Here is a 16,763-nt window from a genome sequence, read left to right on the forward strand (position 1 = left end):
CGACGCTCCGTTGGCACTAACTCGCCGCTTTGGCAGGAGAGGCGAGCAGGAAATTCTCGATGTCGTCGGCGACGCGATCCGGAATCTCCCATTGTGGCGCGTGGCCGACTTGTGGGTAGTCGATGGCAACATGATCGGGAAAATTCCCGGCAAGGGCACGCTGCGCATCCCGGTCGAAGACGCCGTCTTCCTCGCCCCAGAGAATCAAGGTGGGTATGGCGATCACGCTCGCTCCTGCCCCAGCAGGCTCCTCGACAAGACCGCTCAGAGCGCCACGCCACGCCCCGATGCCGACCTTGGCGCTCTCGGCGATGTAGACGCCGATTGCGTCCTCGGAAATCGGAGCAAACACCGTACTTCTCTGGAATGCATCGACGAACTCGTCCGGCACGGCGTCCGTGAATACCGCGAGGCCCGTCTGCAACTCCCTCAGTCCGGGATGATCGGCGGCCGTGGCCGCGCCGCCAATCAGCACCAGCCTGGTGACGAGGTCAGGGCGCCGTGCAGCAACCCTCTGCGCGACGATGCTGCCGAGCGAATGACCGACGAGGTGCACCGGGCCGCCGACAACATTTTCGAGAAAATCGATCGCATCCTCCGTGAAATCCGCGATCGCGTAGCCTGCCGCGGGCTCACTGTCGCCGTGGCCGCGCTGGTCATAGGCAAAGAGCTGGAACCGTCTTCCAAGGCCTTCAAACAACCCGTGAAAGCTTCGCCACGAATCCAGAAATCCGTGCAGCAGGACGATGGCCGGCCCTGATGACCCGGTCTTGACGTAGTGATGCTGTAACCCGCTCTTCAGGCGTACCTGCAGACCGGCGACATTCGGCAACGCGTTGGTCGTGGCGTGCGTCATTACTGGTCAGGTCCTGTGTCCGTCATGTATTGCCACCAGCTCGAAGGTCGTGCGCATAGCTTACGACGGGCTGCGCCCGATCCGCCACTGATAGGGTGGTGGCGAGCCATTGACTGCGTAGTCGCCAACGATGCGATCCTTATAGATGCGCGGGTTGTGCGAAGACAGGGTGCGGGCGTTGCGCCAATGGCGATCGAGGCCGATCGGCTTCCTGGTCGAGGACGCACCCAGCGCGTCGAAGATAATCGTCGATGCTTCGAGGACCAGATTCGTGACGACCGTCACCGCCTGCGACGTCTCGAGTTCGGCGATGGCGTTGGCCTTTTCCTCTGCATCGGCATCGCCGGCAAAGTGCGCCTGATAAGCGCGTTCGATGGCTTGCGCGACCTGCAAAACGATCGCGCCAGCCGCATAGGCGTTGCTGCGAATGCGGCCGACGACCTGAAGCACTTGCGGATCCTGGCTCGAGCGTGGGCCGGCGCCATTGGAGTATGAGCGCTGGCGCGCGGCGACGGCGGCGGCAGTCTCGTTGGCTATCGCCCGGCCGATGCCTGCGAGGGTGGCTAGATGCACCAACTGGTAGAAGGCGGCGCCATAGCGGAATTTGTCATCGTCGACGACGACATCGTCCGGGTCGACCGTGGCATCGGTAAAGGTCGTGGTGCCGCTGGCCGTGAGCGTCTGGCCAAAACCGTCCCAGTCGTCGACGACATTGACGCCCGGGTCGTCGCGACGCACCTGCAACACGATGCCTTCCCCATCGAGCCCCGTCGCACCGACATCGATCCAGTCGGCGAACAGCGAGCCGGTGGTGTAGTATTTGGTGCCGTTGAGCACCAGCTTGCCGCCCTTGTTCGAGATGCGGGTCGAGAAGACGTCCTGTTTGGCATCGCCGATCTCGGTCCAGGCATTGCCGGCGATCTCGCCACGGGCAATCCGCTCCGCCCAGCGCTTGCGGCTTTCGCCTGACGTCTTGTTGACGACATCCTCGACAAAGCCGAAATGACCGCGCAGCGCCTGGGTGATGTTGGAATCGGCCTCCGACAGCTCGATCAGGATGTTGGACAGTTCAGGCAGCGTCGCGCCAAGGCCACCTTCGGCTTCAGATAGACGCAGCGCGCCCAGGCCCGCCTGCTTCAACTTCGCAATCTCCGCTGCCGGCAGGTCGCGGCCAAGCTCCCGCTCGACAGCGCCGGCGGCGATCTGCGCAAATATCGGCCGGAACCGTTCTGCCAGTGTCTCATAGCGAGCACTGGGGCCCGCGCCCCAGGCGGTATCGATCTGTGTCATTTTGCATAGTCCTGAAATTGCTCGTCCCACCCGGCGCGGGCGAAGCGGTCAGTGTTGTTTGGCGACATGGGCGCCGCCAAGGTAGAAGTCCTGGACATCCTCACGGGCGCGCAGTTCCTCTGCCGTTCCCGACAGAACAACGCGACCGTTTTCGAGGATGTAGCCGTAGTCGGCATAGCGAAGCGCGAGATTGGCGTTCTGCTCGGCAAGCAGGAAGCTGACGCCCTGCTCCCTGTTCAGGACGCGGATGATCTCGAAGATTTCCTGCACGATGATCGGCGCGAGCCCCATCGACGGCTCGTCCAGCAGCACGAGGCTCGGCTTGGTCATCAGCGCGCGACCGATGGCCACCATCTGCTGTTCGCCTCCAGATGTCAGGCCGGCCTTGACCTTGCGCTTCTCCTTGAGGCGGGGAAACCATGTGTAGATCCGTTCGACGTCGCGCTGCAGGTCTGCCCTGCCCGGCTTGCGCAGGAAGCCGCCGGAGAGGATATTTTCTTCGACCGTCAATTGCGCAAAGCAATGGCGGCCCTCCAGCACCTGCACGACGCCTTTGGCGACGAGCCTGGAAGCCGATAGGCCGCTGATCGGCTCGCCCTGCCACAGGATGCCGCCGCGGCTGACCTTGCCGCGCTCTGGTCCAAGCAGATTGGAAACCGCCTTCAGCGTGGTGGTCTTGCCCGCGCCATTGGCGCCGAGCAGGGCAACGATCTTGCCCTGCTCGACCTTGAGCGACACGTCGCGCACGGCAAGGATCGCCTGACCATAGAGCGCTTCCATATTCTGGATCTCGAGGAAGCCTTTTGCTGCAATGGTCATGGGTCGATCCTGTCTGTGCCGGCTGGCGTCAGTTCGTTGCAACGCGGGGCTCGATGCCCTTTTCTTTGGCGTAGGCGGCTGCCTTTGCCTTGATGACGTCGGCAAACAGCGAGGCGTCGGCCTTGATCCAGTCGGTCCTTGTGTCCCAGGACTGACCGTTCCATTGGATGATCTTGGCGGCGATGGTTTCGCCCTTGTGGTTGTCGATGGAGGTTTTCAGCGGGCTGATGAGGCCTTCCGCGCCAAGCTCGGCAATCCGCTTCTGATCGATGTCGAGGTGTTCGAGCGCCCACTGGCCTTCGGCGGCGGTCAATGGCCTGTTGCCGAACTTCTTATGCCCGGTGCGCAGCGCCTCGACGAAGGTGATGGCTTCGATCACGCCGTAATTGTAGTAGACCGTGCCGAACTTCGAATTGTCCTTCAGGTCGGACTTGCCCTTGTCGAGGATCTCCGCCTTGAGCGTCTTCAAGATGCCGTAGTTGGTGCCCGGCGGGAAGACAGAGACGGCGAGGTAACCGTTGGCGGCGGCACCCGCCGGGCGGGCATCGTCTTCCGAGCCGCTCCAGATATCGCCGATGATGCGATCGGCGGGGAAGCCGACGCGGGCCGCTGTCTTGATCGCCACCGGCGTCATGACGCCCAGCCGCGCAGAAAGACCCAGTCGGCGTTTGCACGGCGGATCTGCTGCCACTGTGTCTGCTGCTGTTCGCCCGGATGCGGAACCGGGATCTGGATGTCTTCGAAGCCATATTTCTTGGAGAGGATGCCGAGCGGCTCGATCGTGTCGCGGCCATAGCCGCTGTCGTGATAGAGCGTCGCGATCTTCAGCCCTTTGAGCTTGTCATAGCCGCCCGCCTGCTGGGCGATGTAGTCGACTATGATCTGGGCTTCGCTCCAATAGTCGAACACCAGCGGATACTGGTAGGGAAAGACGCGACCGTCGGTGGCGATGTTCTGGCCACCGCCAGGGCTGACGATCGGAATCTTGTCGATGCGGGCCTTGTCGGTGAGTGCGACGTCGAGACCGCTCGAATGCGGATAGATTGCCGCCGTCAGCGCGCCGTTGTAGCCATTCTTGTAGCGCTCGTAGCATTCGATGCCGCGCTCGATCGTGTAGGCCGTCTCGCATTCCTGGACCAGGATCTTGACGCCATCGACGCCGCCCTCGACCTCATTGATGTAGCGCAGATAGTCGATATTGCCGGCGCCGAACGGGATGAACGATGGGGCATAGGGTCCGGTGCGGTAGGTAAACAGCGGATAGAGCTGTTGGCCAGTGCCGTCTTCAGCGAAGGAGGCGCTGCTCAGCAGCGTGACGGCCATCGCGGCAGCGGCCGCAAGCGACATGGTCTTGGTTAGCAATGACATCGTGCAACCCTTGTTTGAGTGGTTTGAGAAAGTGACGACTGGTGCTTGGGAGGAGGCGAAAGACCCGGCGCCGAGGTGTTTCGACTGTCTGGGTTCAACTGGATGATCGTGCTCGCGAGCGAAAGGCTTCCACGCCGCGCCTTCCCAGGCTCGACAATCCATCCGGTTCCTTGATCAGCAGCACGATGATGATCGTGCCGAAGATGATGTGCTGCAGGTTTGCCAGCGCGCCCTGATCGCCGAGGAATGACAAATCGATGATCAGCGACAGCCGGTCGAGCAGGATCGGCGTCAGCACGATGAAGGCGGCACCGAGAAAATTGCCGAGGATGGTTGCCACGCCGCCGATGATGACGATGAACAGAATCTGGAACGATTTATCGAGATTGAACGCATGCGCGTCCGCGGTGCCGAGATAGCCGAAGGCCCAGAGCGCGCCGGCGATGCCCAGGAAAAACGAGCTTATGCCGAAGGACAGAAGTTTGCGGCGCGCAACGCGGATGCCAATGACCGAGGCGGCGACATCCATGTCGCGGATCGCCATCCATTCGCGGCCGACACGGCTTTTGACGATGGCGAAGGCCAGCGCGATGAGAAGCACCGTGGTTGCGATGACCAGATAGTAGCGGCCGGTGGCCGACTGGAGATCGTAGTCGAGGATCTGCAGTCGAGGCGCCGATATGGTCAGCGACTGGCTGTCATTCGAAAACCAGCTGAAATTGGTGAACAGCCATTCGAACAGGAACTGGGCGCCCAGCGTCGAAGCGCCGAGATAGAAGCCCTTGATGCGCAGCGACGGTAGCCCGAAGATGACGCTGGCAATCGCCGCGATCAGGCCAGCAAGGATCAAGACGACCGGCAGCGGCAAGAACGGCGCACGCAGCAGCAAATTGTAGGTCGAGAAGGCGCCGATCGACATGAAGGCAGCCGAACCGATCGACACAAGCCCGGTATAACCCATCAAAAGGTTCAGTCCGATGCCGGCAAGCCCCATGATCACCGTCGGGATGATGATCGAGCTCAGCCAGTAGTCGTCGGCAATGGCCGGCACCGCAAAGGCGGCGATCAGGCCAGCGACGATGGCGATGGTGCCGACCCCAAAGACAGGCTGGCGGAGCGGCTTGGTCGGGGCGGATTCCTGCAGCGTGGTCACGATCAGACCCTTTCGATTTCGCGGTCGCCGAACAGGCCTGCCGGACGCACCAGCAGGAAGCCGACAGCGAGGATGTAGGCAAACCAGGTGGAAACGCTGCCATTGACCAGCGGGCCGACATAGATGTCGGCCAACGCCTCGGTCGCGCCGACAAGCAGGCCGCCGGCGATGGCGCCCGGGATGGAGGAGAAGCCGCCGATGATGAGCACCGGCAGCGCCTTGAGCGTCACCAGCGACAGCGAATATTGCACGCCCTGGCGCGATCCCCAGACAAGGCCGGCAACCAGGGCCACGATGCCGGCGACGCTCCAGACGATGCGCCAGATGACAGGCAGGCGGATGCCGATCGACTGGGCCGCAAGCGTGTCGGAAGCCACGGCCCGAAGCGAGATGCCCATGCGCGTCTTGTTGAAAGCGATGGCCAGTGTGGCGACCAGCGTCAGCGCGATCAACGAGGCAATGATGTCGAACTGGCTGACATAGATGCCACCGACCTGCACGGCGACATCGGGGATGCCGAGATCGAGCATGTGAACATCCATGCCCATCAGCAGTTGGGCGAAGCCCTCGATGACATAGCTCAATCCCAGAGTGGCCATGAACAGGGTCAACGGATCGCGGTTCCGCAACGGCCGCAGCACCAGCCACTCGATCAGGATCGCCATCGCCACCATGACAAGCGATGTGACGATGAAGGCCAGGGCAAACGGCATGCCCTTCTCGATCAGGGTGACGAAGGTCAGCGCCGCAAACAGCAGCATCGCCCCTTGCGCGAAATTGAAGACCCCGGATGCCTTGTAGATGAGCACGAAGCCGATCGCGACGAGCGAGTACATCACTCCGGCAAACAGACCACTGACCAATGTTTCAAGAAAATAGGACATGGGTTCCTCAGTGAACCGTGCCGAGATAGGCGGCTATCACGTCGGGGTTGTTGCGCACCTCGTCGGGTGCGCCGTCCGCGAGCTTGCGGCCGTAGTCGAGCACCACCACATGGCTGGCGAGGTTGAGCACGATGCCGACATCATGTTCGATCAGCACCACGGTCGAGCCGAAGACGCGATTGACCTCGCGGATCACGCGGCTCATCTCCTCCTTCTCTTCCTGGTTCATGCCGGCCATCGGTTCGTCGAGCAGCAACAGCTTCGGGCCGGCGACCAGTGCCCGGGCGAGATCGACGCGCTTCTGCAGACCGTAGGGCAGTGTCGAAACGATCCTTCCCGCATGGCGGTCGAGCCCGAGGAACGACATGGTGCGCTCGGCTCGGGCAAGGAAGCCTTGGCGCTCGGCGCCGTCCCTGCCCAGCCGGAAGATGTTTTCGAAGAAGCTGGCGTTGCCATGACGAGAGAGACCTGCCAACACGTTCTCGCGCACCGAGAGGCGGCGGAACAACGCATTGTGCTGGAAGGTCCGGCCGATGCCGAGATGGGCTGCCTTCTGCGGATGGATCGAACTCGAAGCGCAGCCCGTCGAAGACAATGTCGCCGGCGTCGGCGCGATAGACGCCGTTGATGACGTTGAGAAGCGAACTCTTGCCGGCACCATTCGGCCCGATAAGGGCGCAGATCTCGCCCTTGGCAACGCTGAAGCTCAGCGCATTCAGTGCTCGTACGCCTTTGAAGGACAGCGAGACGTCGTGGAGTTCCAGCAGCCCGGTCATCACGCGCTCACGGATTTCAGACGGGACGCCGCAGCACGATCGGCTTCGCGGCGCTTGACGGCTTCGATGTCACGGTAGCCATCGGCGGGATGCGTCGCAGGCAGGTAGGGCCCCTCGCCGAACAGCTTCTCGCGCAATGTCCCGGGCTTGTAGGCGGTGGGATAGACGCCGCGCTTCTGCAATTCCGGCACCAGCAGGTCGACGGCGGCCTCGAAGCTTTCGGGCGTTACCGCATAGGCGAGGTTGAAGCCGTCGACATCGGTTTCATCGACCCATTCCTGCAGGATGTCGGCGATGGTGGCGGGCGAGCCGACGAAGACAGGCCCAACGCCGCCGATGCCGCCCCATTTCGCCAGCTCCTCGACGGTCCAGGCCTTGTCCTTGCCGGCAAAGTGCTCGACCATCGAGACGATGGCGTTGGTCTCGACCTTTTTGAGCGCGTCGGTCGGCGCATATTGGCCGAAGTCGATACCGCTCCAGCCGGACATGAACACCAGCGAGCCATCATAAGAGGTATAGCCCTGATACTCCTCGAAGCGCTTCCGGGCCTTCTCGTCCGTTTCATCGATGATCAGCGTGGTGAGGTTGTAGATCAGAACCTTCTTCGGATCCCGGCCCGCGGCCGCGGCCTTTTGGCGGATTTCGGAAACATAGGCCTTGAGCAGCGATTTGGTCGGGGCGCCGACGAAGACGCACTCGGCATGCGCGGCGGCGAAGGCTTTGCCCGGACCCGAGGCGCCCGCCTGATAGAGAACCGGGGTGCGCTGTGGCGACGGCTCCGACAGATGGTAGCCAGGCACCTCGAAGAATTTGCCCTTGTGGCCGATCTCGTGGACCTTGCCGGGGTCGGTGAAGATGCCACGGACCGGATCGCGCAGCACCGCGCCCTCTTCCCAGCTGCCTTCGAACAGCTTGTAGAGCACCTCGACATATTCGGCCGCGACCTCGTAGCGGTTGTCATGGCTTTTCAAGCCAGTCTGGCCGACATTCTTGGCGCCACTTTCCAGATACGAGGTGACGATGTTCCAGCCGACCCGCCCCTTGGTGTGGTGGTCGGCGGTCGAAAGGCGGCGGGCGAATGTGTAGGGATGTTCGAACGAGGTCGAGGCAGTAATGCCGATGCCGAGATGTTCGGTGGCAAGCGCGATCGGCGCGGCCAATTGCAAGGGATCATTGACCGGGATCTGCGCCGCCTGCTCGATCGCGTGGTAGTTCGAGCCCTTGTAGACGTCGTAGTAGCCGATGACGTCGGCGATGAATATGCCGTCGAAAATGCCGCGCTCGAGCGTCCGAGCCAGGTCCTGCCAATAGTCCAGGTCCTTGTATTTCCACGACTTGTCGCGCGGATGCTTCCACAGGCCTGGAGATTGGTGGCCAACGCAATTCATGTCGAAAGCGTTGAAGCGAATATGCCGACCCATCCGTCACTCCTTTGATAGCCCTGTCGGGCGACAACGGGAGGAAGCTAACGGCAAGCCGGTCGTCAACGAAGACAGAATATAATGTCTATGGATTATATAGAGAATTATTATTCCGCGCCGGGCGCGCATCGTGGTTTTTCCCGAGACGCAGCTTGGAACACCGTAAGAGGTGACCACGGCAAAGCTGAAACAAGCGCGACGAGACCGGCGGGCAGCCGTATCAAGCGCCGCGCTGAGCGCAGCGGGCTGCTAGGAGCTAGCGCGAACTGCAACCGGGCCAATACGCGGCAGAGATCGACTGAACTGGCGAGCGCCTTCGCGCATTTGAGGCTGTGGCCGAGTTGGACAACCAAATGGTACCGTTGGCTGGGATCGATATCCTCACCAAGCTATTGTTTTTATTATAATTTTTTCGTCATAGAGCCAGATTTGTATCACAATAGGTATCACAATACGTAGCACATTCTCGGCGAACTGACGGACCGCAGGGGATAGGCCATTCGCGAGTGGGCCTCAGCCTTGCGGGACATCATGCTCCAGCACCTGGGCTTCACCTTGATCCTTTGTGGTCAGGATAGTGCGCCAGTGCGCCTTGTCGAAGACGCTGACGATTGTAGGTTGTGGCCGGCTTGTCAGTCATCTCTCCCCTGGGCACTCAAAGACGGCGCCTCTGCCTTAACGCTTATTCAATTTTCCATATATTAGAATACGCTAATGCGATTCTCTATTCTGCTTTTTTGCCTGGGGGCCTTCTTCTGTTGGGATTTCGCCGCCAACAATGGCGAATTCACCGCGAGGCTTGGTATGCGAGTTGCCAACCTGATGCAGATGTCAGGGCTTTGACAGGTTCGGAGATCCTCGCGCGCGCTGCCACACCCGGCAATCACATATCCGTAAAAATCGTACATGCATTCTTTATTGAGAGCAGAAGCGTAGCCAGCACAGCGTTTCCTGTTGTCCTAACCCGCCGAAACCCCTCCCTCGCTCTGGCGCCTCGCTGTGGCTCGTAGGAAACGCTCATTCGTCCTTGCCCGGAAGAGATCGACTGCGGCTTGCTTCTCCCGCTCACGCTCAAGCAGATAGGCCTCGGGAAGAGGTTGCCAGTCCTTATGGCTTGTTCTTCATGCACCATTTCGCCTTGCGATATCCCAGGTGCTCGATTGCGACGAGATCCGATCCGTCAAACCAGCATGAGACGTTCAACTTCGCGAAATGCAGCACTCTAGCCGCCCACCACACGCGATCGATTTCGAGATCGACGGAACCATCCTTCCATGGCGTCCACCCCTGCCGGGGCGCTCTGTGAGATCGCTGTCGCGCACGCCGCGCCTCATCGTTTGGGATCTGGCGGATATTGCATAAGTGTCGACTTATAGGCAAGTCTGCGCGTATAGTCGTTGCAATGAACGATGAATAACCCGGTATGTTCCTTGAGATTACCAAGCAATTATGTCCAGACCAAAATTTACCGGAACAACTGCCATCACTTGCAGAAATATTCACTTTAGGAGATGCTGATGTAAAGCCTGGTGATGGCTGGGGGATGAACAGAAAGTTGTTGATGGCACTCGCTGCCATTGTGCCGCTGTGCGGCTGCCAAACAAGCAATCAAGCTGACTACAAGCAGATCGGTTATGGGCCGAGTTTTGATGTCGCCCATGCTCAGTGCGAGATGCAAAAAGGGTCGGTTGACCAAGGCTATATTGCTATCGGATCGCCCGGCTTCGTTGCAGGAGCCCGGATCGGCAATGCTCTCGGCAACCTGGCCGCCGAAGATCAATACATGAAGAACTGCCTCATCCTAAGTGGATGGAAGCGCGCGCCGCACAGACAGGGCACCGCGACTGCGTCAGCCGTAGCCGCCGGTGCGCCGCCGACACCCTATGGCATTCAGCGCGCGCCGGGCAGTTGGATCAACACGGCCCTGCTGGATTGGTCGGATGCGAACAGCAAGTGCGTCGCTGGCGACAAGGCCGCGTGTGGAACGCGAGCGAAGCTGGGTGCGCGGCTTAGGGCAGCCGGCATCAACCTGGCGCCGGTCTGATGTCCTGGGCGGCCCGTCCTGGAATGGTGCTTTATCTGGGTGCCCTCCTCGCAGTCAGCGGCTGCGGCGCGGACTATCTCAACCACTACGACAGCGTGACCTTGGCGGCCGGCGATGCAAACCGCGCCAACAGCCTCGCCAGACCGTCGACCCGTTCAATCCGAACAGCCGGAACACGCATATCGAGGGCGACGGTCAGCGGATCGCTGGCGTCGTGCGGCGGTATCGTGGTGTGGCGCCACAAGTCCTCGGAACTGTTCCCAATAGCGGCGTTGACTTGGACTGCGCTGGCGGGAAGGGAAATAATCCGGTGGTCGTTGGTCCGGTCAGGATCACGGGCGCCGATCCCAACGGATTGGATCGCGATCACAACGGGATCGGGTGCGAGAAATAGGAGAAGATGATGGGCAAGGTCGCGGTTGTTGGGTGCCTATTGGCCCTGATATCGCAGCCGTCATTGGCCGACGACTATGGCGGGCTGACGCTAGCTAGTCTCGACTTGCGAAGATTTTAACGGGTCATCGGTGTCGGATCGCGTCGGCTTCCTGCACGACATAATCGTCAGAACAAGTGCCACAACTGGCAAGGATTACGCAGCCCATCGCGTCGACATCGAAGCGTGCGTTGCGGCGACGTTCGCCCCACCTTGCGTCCCGCAGTCCCCCCAGATGCGTGAAATTTTGGCGATGTGCATGCTCATGGTTGGCCAATGACGTCGCGCCGATGCACAAACGGGAGCGACGGGGCGGCGCCCCATCGACGCGGCCGGAACCGCCAAGGTAATCGCCGCGGCATATGGCGGCTCGAGTATCTGTTCGCGCTGATCCCGTGATACTTTCCCAGAACCCTGATATCATCGGTGCGGCGCCAAGCTTCATGCCAACTGAAGGCATTGTCGACGCGGCCCCTAGTACCTCGCTCTTTTCCATTGGTTGCAACATCAAGGGCAACATCTCGATCAACACCGGCGAGCGCATCTATCATGTGCCAGGCCAGGAGCACTATTCTGAGACGATCATCCGCCCGGAGTATGGTGAGCGCTGGTTCTGCTCCGAACCGGAAGCTGCGGCGGCCGGCTGGCGCAAGGCAAGGCGATGACGGATACCAGTCAATGGCCGGCCGCCCCGGTCTACAATCCTCGTGACTACGCACTCATCCTCAAGCTTTCGGAAGTCGGTGATCTGCCGCCGACCTGGGAGGAGTGGTGGGAAGGTTTCAAAGCGTCTGAAGCTGAGCAACGCCGCCAAGGCTTTCCCGCGATCAGAGTGCAAGTCCACGCCGGCAAATTCAAAGCCTGGCTCCAAGACAACTCGCTCTCTTCATCAGAACAAACCCGGCAGCAATTCGCTCAGCAGCGGCTGGACATAAAACGAGCGCGGAAAGCAGAGCGTGCGGAATCACCACGGGCAGTGTGGACACAGGCGCCGGCCCTTCCAACGCACTGGACGCATAGGTCATTGGAGGTGCTAGCTTATCTCCTACTGGCGATCGCGACAGGCTCTTTGCTGGTCGCGCTGCTTGACCCCATTCGCAACACACTCGCGTCCTTGAGATGATCGCTCCACCTTAAACGTTTTAAGGCCCGAAGGTGATCGCACCTCCGACGCAGAGTTTGAACGCTGAAAGCCTGAAGGTGAAGTCGCCGGTGGTCGTTGCGGCCGACGTGGCGATATGGGCTACACCGATCCGAACGTTTGCCGAGGCGTCGGTGATGTCGGAATCTTCGACGGTGGTGCCTGCGCCCGTCCACCCTTCGGTGAAGGTCACACTGGACGGCGAAGCGGCGCATGCAGCAATCAGCGCCCTAACCTTTGTTTCGACGTCATTTATGACGCAGCTGGTGCTGGTGGCTGCGGTCACACCGACTTGATCGACAGGAGTGCTGCTGAGACCGGATAGGCAATAGACGTCCATCGTTGCATCCGAGGCCGTCATGGTGGCGACAATGTTCGGCGTCGCTCCGCTGGAGACGACACCGTAGTAGAGGCGCCGATGTGAACAAGCCTTGGTGGGATGTGTTCCGTATGACGCGCAAAAAAGCCCGCTGCCGGAGTGGTCGTGGCAGCGGGCCAGGCTCTGTAATGGGATCATCCAATAAAGGTCAAACGAGCGGCGGCGGGGTTGGATGCAGGCTTTCGGATAGCACTTCCGGTCGCTGTACAATAGGTCGCGAAGGCTTTTCTGTTGCGGTGGGCCGGTGCCCAAGCCTGATGAAAGGCTGTTCAACGTATCTCTCGCAGAGCGCTGCTAATGGGATAGTCACTGCGGCGGTGGCGGCCGCAAAAATAGGCCCGATCGTCAGATAATTCGCTGCCAACCTGTCCGCACCGACAAGCTCCGCGAAATAGGGCATCGCCTCCCATACGACGATGATATGGATAAGGTAGATGCCGTAGCTGATTTTTCCGAAGAACACCAATACCGGATTGTCAAACGGATGGCACTCCGATTGGCCGTGGTAGAACGCGGCCACGCCGCAAAAACCTAGCGATAGAACCACCAGAATGCCCTTGACGCTATCCAGTGGAAAGTAGAAGCGAGCCGCCAACATCGCGATCAGGAATGCCGCCCAGGCCCAAGACGGCATCTTCGTAAAACCCTCTCTTACCGGACCTGTGGGGACCAGAAAACCAAGAGCAAATGCCGGCAGCGCCACGGTTAACAATGGGCTGCCAAAAGGTGGTCCGAACATCAGAGACGTGGGCGACCAGAACGCGAAGGCAACAATTGCAATCATGCCAAGACGGCTGTTAAGCCAGCCTATCCCAAGGATAATCGGGACCATTAGCATTTCGGTTTGCAGTGACCATGTGCCGCCATTTACCTCGCTGGTTGCCAGCAAGACATTGCCCATCACCTGGTCGAGCGTAAACGGCAATGCATGTCCAACCGGAAGGCTGACCCTGCTCAACACAGCAAAAACGACAACGGTTAGAGCCATTGCCGGATAGATGCGGAAAATCCGCCGTACGACAAACGGGCGGCGGTGGCAAAGGTGAAAACCTCTTCATTCATCAGCGAGCGCATCAATACAGCGCCACTAAGGATGAAGAAAATCCACACTGCCATCCCTCCATCTGTCGCCGATACGATTGCGCGACCGAGGAGATCGCCGGAAGCCACATCGTTAAGCGCGGGCGTCAACAACCTCGGAACAAGATTGCTATTGCTGGTATGAAAAACATGGTGGAGAAGCACGCACAACGCGGCGACTCCCCTTAGGCTATCAAGTCTATAATTCCGCAATTTTCAAAGTCCCTCTGCCTCTATACTAGGCCAACATTGTCCGGCTTACCCGACAACTGACCACTCAGCAACTATATGTTCTTCATGCGTGGCCTTGCTATTCTGAATCGAATGCGTAGGATATCGATCGTTCAAGCGGTCTCAATGAGATCGTAACCCTGGAGTGCTTCTGACACTGGGACCAACTATGAAGCACCTCGATTCCGAACGTGTCCAGTTCGCAAATACCCTTCGCGGCTTTGCCGCCGTGTGCGTCCTGGTTATGCACTATACGAACGTTTTTTGGACATCACGCGATGCCGCTGCAAGCCTTATTCACGCACCGGTACTGCTTGAACGATTTGCGTTTCCAACTTACCTGCAGTGGCTGCACCTGACCGTGCCTCAATTCAACTGGGGCTCCTTCGGCGTATCTCTGTTCTTTCTGATCAGTGGGTTCGTCATCCCGTTTTCGCTTCGCAACGCCACTTGGCAGAGCTTTCTGGTCGGGAGGTTCTTCCGAATTGTCCCGCTCTATATGGCAGGGTTCTCGGTCACACTGCTGGCGATCTGGCTGGTTGGCTCATACTTCGGTATCCCGTGGCCGTTCAGCTTCCCTGAAGCGGCCATCCACTATCTGCCAGGCCTGCGAGAGCTCTTTGGAATGCCGAGCATCGACGGGATCGTTTGGACCCTGGAGATCGAGATAAAATTCTACCTGATCTGCGCTCTGGTCATCGCTTGGTTTCGGCGCAAGTCTGCACTGGTGTTTGCTGTCCCCGTCGTGCTGGGAATGGTTGAATTCTACATGGTTAGAAGTGGTGGCTTTGGCCCGCTCGCGATCCTGCCGGCGCCATTCTTGATCTTCATGTTTATCGGGGTGACCTTCCACTATCTGCACGAGGGGCGTCTTAAGGCAGAGCAGGCTCTGTTCCTGGCGGCGGCTCTGTTCCTGGCCTTCACGGTGCTGCTAGCACTGGCGATGCCGAAACTCGCCTCGATGGCATGGACCTATGGTATCGCGGTCGTAGTCTTCTCCTTCGCGGCGAGCTTTCCCCGACTGTTCAGGTCAACTCAGATCGGCAACTTCTTCGCCGACATCAGCTATCCGCTCTACGTGGTGCATGGTGTTGCTGGGTACGCTGCCCTTCGCGTGTTGCTAGATCGCGGTGCGAAGGCATGGGCAAGCCTGATCATGGTGACCGCCGCCGCAATCGGACTGTCTTGGCTTCTTCACATAGCTGTTGAGATGCCGAGCCATAGATTGGGGAAGCGCCTAGCATGGTCTTTGGGGAGTCCCGGGGCAAGGCCATTGCCGAACCTTGAGCCTGCCGAACAGACCTGACCAGCCATCCAATTCAGCCATTCTGGGGGAACTCAATCCGCCCAGACCTGTCGAATGCGCTCGGTAGGCTGGAGCAGAGCGCCACCATATTGCGTCCATAGATGTTCGCAGTCCCATACCCGCAAGCTTGGCGTTCCAGGTTCCCCGTACAGGACCATTGCACCGCGAACGTCGTAGCCAAGCACGGACGCGTTGGCGACGAACTGGATGGCGCGCCCCAAGCTGATGGCGCCGATCCGGGTTTCCGTTTTACTGGTGAGATCGATGACGCCGAAGATTTCCGCATCTGTTCCTCTCCCCGCCAACACGGCTGTCGATCTCGCGTCGTCCAAGGCAAGAAGCATCGCGGAATCCCCCGTAACCAACCCCTACTAACTTGACTGCGCGAAATTTGTTCCGCGCGCGTTGCTTGCCGGCGCCGGATGAAAAGCGTCACGCTATCAAGGCTGCGCAAGCAGCCGCCTCATATGGTTATGAAACCGAGGTGCTTCTGCAAGGTATCGATCCCGTGTGGCGCACAGAGTGGGCAGGCGAGTAGAGACTCGGCGCATTCGCTTCCCCGGTTCAAAGTCGCAGCCTTGCCCCGCCGGGTTCTTCTCCGGATCGAGCGAAAGCCTTTGGCACGCGTCGCCGAGATCAGGGCTGAAAAGCCGGGGCAAGGTATGTGGTGGTTGGTGTCGCCAACTGTCCGTCGGCTTCCCTCCCCTCACAGGTGGAGAAAACCATGAACCTTATGAAGACCGCATCGACTGCAATTGCCTGCGCACGAGCGCCATCAGCGAAATCGAGAAGGGAGAGCCTTCCAGCGGGTCAACAATCAGAAGGACCTGCCATGAACAGCAAAAAACTTATGGTAATTCTCGCCGCCGCCATCGTCGCAATGGATTTCATTACATCACTTCACGACATGATCGCGGCGTTGGTCCGTTAAGCCTGATGACGCCTCGGGTCTTCCCTGGGGCGTCGTCTCGGCTTTGACTTTCTGTCGGAGCAGACACGCGTCCATGTCCTCGAAACGGTTCTTTAACCACGCTAATTGGGTAAATTTTTTATTGCGAACCGATCGGGTTGCAGTTGGTTGTGCACGGGTCTGCAAAAAACAGGACCAGCCTAGCCATGCACCGTCTCTCTATCGCCACCGCCCTTTTTATCTCCTTCGCGACGGCCTACGGACTATGCGTCTGGGTATCCTCTGCTCACCTGGTTGACCTGTTTCAGGCTCAAGCCTCGCTGCTGGAAATACGCGGGTTTGAATAGCTCACGCGATCACACATCACCGGAACTGCTTCTCCATAGGCGCGTTCCTCTGAGGCCTAAACCGGAGGGTAAACATGGACGACGACCTGCGCCTGAAACTCAAGGAACTGAGCGCGAGCATGCAAAGCAGGGCGAACGAACTAGCGTTGCCCGGTGGGAACACTGATATTTCCGCGCTAATGTCCGGAATCGCGGTCACATTGGAGGCGCTTCTGGTTATCGCCGAAGAAACCCGGGTGCCGCGTTCGGGGCCGAGTTTAGATACGGGAATGGGTTAATAGTTGCCGCGGCTGGTGACAAATGGCCACCCGCCACCACAAAACGG

The 16,763-nt window shown here is 59.6% G+C and carries 18 protein-coding genes and 2 pseudogenes; 6 read left to right on the top strand and 14 right to left on the bottom strand.

Going from position 1 to position 16,763, the window contains the following annotated elements; all coding sequences use genetic code 11:
* Positions 1–16: 16 nt before the first annotated feature.
* From AC0V8S_RS33715 to AC0V8S_RS33755, 9 genes and pseudogenes are all read right to left on the bottom strand, one after another.
* Positions 17–856, bottom strand: a complete 840-nt coding sequence (locus tag AC0V8S_RS33715) for an alpha/beta fold hydrolase (RefSeq protein ID WP_475435911.1) — start codon at positions 854–856, stop codon at positions 17–19.
* Between the two features lie 60 nt (positions 857–916).
* The gene (locus tag AC0V8S_RS33720; RefSeq protein ID WP_475435913.1) at positions 917–2,146 is read right to left on the bottom strand and encodes an acyl-CoA dehydrogenase family protein; all 1,230 of its coding nucleotides are present in this window, start codon (positions 2,144–2,146) and stop codon (positions 917–919) included.
* A 48-nt stretch (positions 2,147–2,194) separates the two neighbouring features.
* Positions 2,195–2,965 carry an ABC transporter ATP-binding protein gene (locus tag AC0V8S_RS33725; RefSeq protein ID WP_475435915.1) on the bottom strand — a complete coding sequence of 257 codons (771 nt, stop codon included), beginning with the start codon at positions 2,963–2,965 and terminating at the stop codon, positions 2,195–2,197.
* Positions 2,966–2,993: 28 nt separating this feature from the next.
* Positions 2,994–3,599: a type 1 periplasmic-binding domain-containing protein gene (locus AC0V8S_RS33730; RefSeq protein WP_475435916.1), complete on the bottom strand. Its 606-nt coding sequence runs from the start codon at positions 3,597–3,599 to the stop codon at positions 2,994–2,996.
* Positions 3,596–4,333, bottom strand: a complete 738-nt coding sequence (locus tag AC0V8S_RS33735; protein ID WP_475435917.1) for an ABC transporter substrate-binding protein — start codon at positions 4,331–4,333, stop codon at positions 3,596–3,598. The genes AC0V8S_RS33730 and AC0V8S_RS33735 overlap by 4 nt, the downstream gene beginning before the upstream one ends.
* A gap of 94 nt (positions 4,334–4,427) precedes the next feature.
* Positions 4,428–5,477 carry a branched-chain amino acid ABC transporter permease gene (locus AC0V8S_RS33740; protein WP_475438747.1) on the bottom strand — a complete coding sequence of 350 codons (1,050 nt, stop codon included), beginning with the start codon at positions 5,475–5,477 and terminating at the stop codon, positions 4,428–4,430.
* A gap of 11 nt (positions 5,478–5,488) precedes the next feature.
* Positions 5,489–6,370 (bottom strand): branched-chain amino acid ABC transporter permease, encoded by an 882-nt coding sequence (locus tag AC0V8S_RS33745; RefSeq protein WP_475435918.1) that lies wholly within the window; start codon positions 6,368–6,370, stop codon positions 5,489–5,491.
* 7 nt (positions 6,371–6,377) lie between these two features.
* Positions 6,378–7,149 (bottom strand): annotated as a pseudogene (locus tag AC0V8S_RS33750) (ABC transporter ATP-binding protein).
* Positions 7,146–8,567, bottom strand: coding sequence for an LLM class flavin-dependent oxidoreductase (locus tag AC0V8S_RS33755; RefSeq protein ID WP_475435920.1), 1,422 nt, complete (start codon positions 8,565–8,567; stop codon positions 7,146–7,148). Before AC0V8S_RS33755 ends, AC0V8S_RS33750 begins: the two are co-directional and overlap by 4 nt.
* Before the next feature lie 1,423 nt (positions 8,568–9,990).
* Between AC0V8S_RS33755 and AC0V8S_RS33760 the strand changes: the two genes are divergently transcribed.
* Positions 9,991–10,611, top strand: coding sequence for a hypothetical protein (locus tag AC0V8S_RS33760; RefSeq protein WP_475435921.1), 621 nt, complete (start codon positions 9,991–9,993; stop codon positions 10,609–10,611).
* An 85-nt stretch (positions 10,612–10,696) separates the two neighbouring features.
* Here the strand turns inward: AC0V8S_RS33760 and AC0V8S_RS33765 are convergent, their stop codons facing one another.
* The gene (locus tag AC0V8S_RS33765) at positions 10,697–10,981 is read right to left on the bottom strand and encodes a hypothetical protein (protein ID WP_475435922.1); all 285 of its coding nucleotides are present in this window, start codon (positions 10,979–10,981) and stop codon (positions 10,697–10,699) included.
* Positions 10,982–11,541: 560 nt separating this feature from the next.
* On the opposite strand from AC0V8S_RS33765, the pseudogene AC0V8S_RS33770 reads away from it, so the two are divergent.
* Together AC0V8S_RS33770 and AC0V8S_RS33775 are read left to right on the top strand one after the other, a co-directional pair.
* Positions 11,542–11,709 (top strand): annotated as a pseudogene (locus AC0V8S_RS33770) (sunset domain-containing protein); the annotation flags it as partial.
* Positions 11,706–12,167: a hypothetical protein gene (locus tag AC0V8S_RS33775; RefSeq protein WP_475435924.1), complete on the top strand. Its 462-nt coding sequence runs from the start codon at positions 11,706–11,708 to the stop codon at positions 12,165–12,167. The pseudogene AC0V8S_RS33770 and the gene AC0V8S_RS33775, both read left to right, overlap by 4 nt.
* A gap of 19 nt (positions 12,168–12,186) precedes the next feature.
* On the opposite strand, the gene AC0V8S_RS33780 is transcribed toward AC0V8S_RS33775, so the two are convergent.
* The 3 genes from AC0V8S_RS33780 to AC0V8S_RS33790 form a co-directional block, all read right to left on the bottom strand.
* Positions 12,187–12,525: a hypothetical protein gene (locus tag AC0V8S_RS33780; RefSeq protein ID WP_475435926.1), complete on the bottom strand. Its 339-nt coding sequence runs from the start codon at positions 12,523–12,525 to the stop codon at positions 12,187–12,189.
* 187 nt (positions 12,526–12,712) lie between these two features.
* A complete protein-coding gene (locus AC0V8S_RS33785) occupies positions 12,713–13,552 on the bottom strand; it encodes an acyltransferase family protein (RefSeq protein WP_475435927.1) in 840 nt (279 codons plus the stop codon).
* A complete protein-coding gene (locus tag AC0V8S_RS33790) occupies positions 13,543–13,815 on the bottom strand; it encodes a hypothetical protein (RefSeq protein WP_475435929.1) in 273 nt (90 codons plus the stop codon). The genes AC0V8S_RS33785 and AC0V8S_RS33790 overlap by 10 nt, the downstream gene beginning before the upstream one ends.
* 229 nt (positions 13,816–14,044) lie before the next feature.
* On the opposite strand from AC0V8S_RS33790, the gene AC0V8S_RS33795 reads away from it, so the two are divergent.
* Entirely contained in the window at positions 14,045–15,181 is a 1,137-nt protein-coding gene (locus tag AC0V8S_RS33795; RefSeq protein WP_475435931.1) for an acyltransferase family protein, read from the top strand.
* A gap of 32 nt (positions 15,182–15,213) precedes the next feature.
* On the opposite strand, the gene AC0V8S_RS33800 is transcribed toward AC0V8S_RS33795, so the two are convergent.
* Positions 15,214–15,525, bottom strand: coding sequence for a hypothetical protein (locus AC0V8S_RS33800; RefSeq protein WP_475435933.1), 312 nt, complete (start codon positions 15,523–15,525; stop codon positions 15,214–15,216).
* A 380-nt stretch (positions 15,526–15,905) separates the two neighbouring features.
* Between AC0V8S_RS33800 and AC0V8S_RS33805 the strand changes: the two genes are divergently transcribed.
* Positions 15,906–16,112, top strand: a complete 207-nt coding sequence (locus AC0V8S_RS33805) for a hypothetical protein (RefSeq protein ID WP_475435935.1) — start codon at positions 15,906–15,908, stop codon at positions 16,110–16,112.
* A gap of 400 nt (positions 16,113–16,512) precedes the next feature.
* Positions 16,513–16,716 (top strand): hypothetical protein, encoded by a 204-nt coding sequence (locus AC0V8S_RS33810; RefSeq protein ID WP_475435937.1) that lies wholly within the window; start codon positions 16,513–16,515, stop codon positions 16,714–16,716.
* The last annotated feature ends 47 nt before the right edge of the window (positions 16,717–16,763 follow it).

The organism is Mesorhizobium oxytropidicola, from assembly GCF_056174625.1.

Bases quoted from the DNA above. Each gene is read 5' to 3' on its own strand.
- AC0V8S_RS33785 (WP_475435927.1), bottom strand. From the start codon at position 13,552: ATGGCTCTAACCGTTGTCGTTTTTGCTGTGTTGAGCAGGGTCAGCCTT.
- AC0V8S_RS33780 (WP_475435926.1), bottom strand. From the start codon at position 12,525: ATGGACGTCTATTGCCTATCCGGTCTCAGCAGCACTCCTGTCGATCAA.
- AC0V8S_RS33725 (WP_475435915.1), bottom strand. From the start codon at position 2,965: ATGACCATTGCAGCAAAAGGCTTCCTCGAGATCCAGAATATGGAAGCG.
- AC0V8S_RS33720 (WP_475435913.1), bottom strand. From the start codon at position 2,146: ATGACACAGATCGATACCGCCTGGGGCGCGGGCCCCAGTGCTCGCTAT.
- AC0V8S_RS33715 (WP_475435911.1), bottom strand. From the start codon at position 856: ATGACGCACGCCACGACCAACGCGTTGCCGAATGTCGCCGGTCTGCAG.
- AC0V8S_RS33730 (WP_475435916.1), bottom strand. From the start codon at position 3,599: ATGACGCCGGTGGCGATCAAGACAGCGGCCCGCGTCGGCTTCCCCGCC.
- AC0V8S_RS33755 (WP_475435920.1), bottom strand. From the start codon at position 8,567: ATGGGTCGGCATATTCGCTTCAACGCTTTCGACATGAATTGCGTTGGC.
- AC0V8S_RS33800 (WP_475435933.1), bottom strand. From the start codon at position 15,525: ATGCTTCTTGCCTTGGACGACGCGAGATCGACAGCCGTGTTGGCGGGG.
- AC0V8S_RS33810 (WP_475435937.1), top strand. From the start codon at position 16,513: ATGGACGACGACCTGCGCCTGAAACTCAAGGAACTGAGCGCGAGCATG.
- AC0V8S_RS33775 (WP_475435924.1), top strand. From the start codon at position 11,706: ATGACGGATACCAGTCAATGGCCGGCCGCCCCGGTCTACAATCCTCGT.
- AC0V8S_RS33795 (WP_475435931.1), top strand. From the start codon at position 14,045: ATGAAGCACCTCGATTCCGAACGTGTCCAGTTCGCAAATACCCTTCGC.
- AC0V8S_RS33745 (WP_475435918.1), bottom strand. From the start codon at position 6,370: ATGTCCTATTTTCTTGAAACATTGGTCAGTGGTCTGTTTGCCGGAGTG.
- AC0V8S_RS33735 (WP_475435917.1), bottom strand. From the start codon at position 4,333: ATGTCATTGCTAACCAAGACCATGTCGCTTGCGGCCGCTGCCGCGATG.
- AC0V8S_RS33805 (WP_475435935.1), top strand. From the start codon at position 15,906: ATGAACCTTATGAAGACCGCATCGACTGCAATTGCCTGCGCACGAGCG.
- AC0V8S_RS33760 (WP_475435921.1), top strand. From the start codon at position 9,991: ATGTTCCTTGAGATTACCAAGCAATTATGTCCAGACCAAAATTTACCG.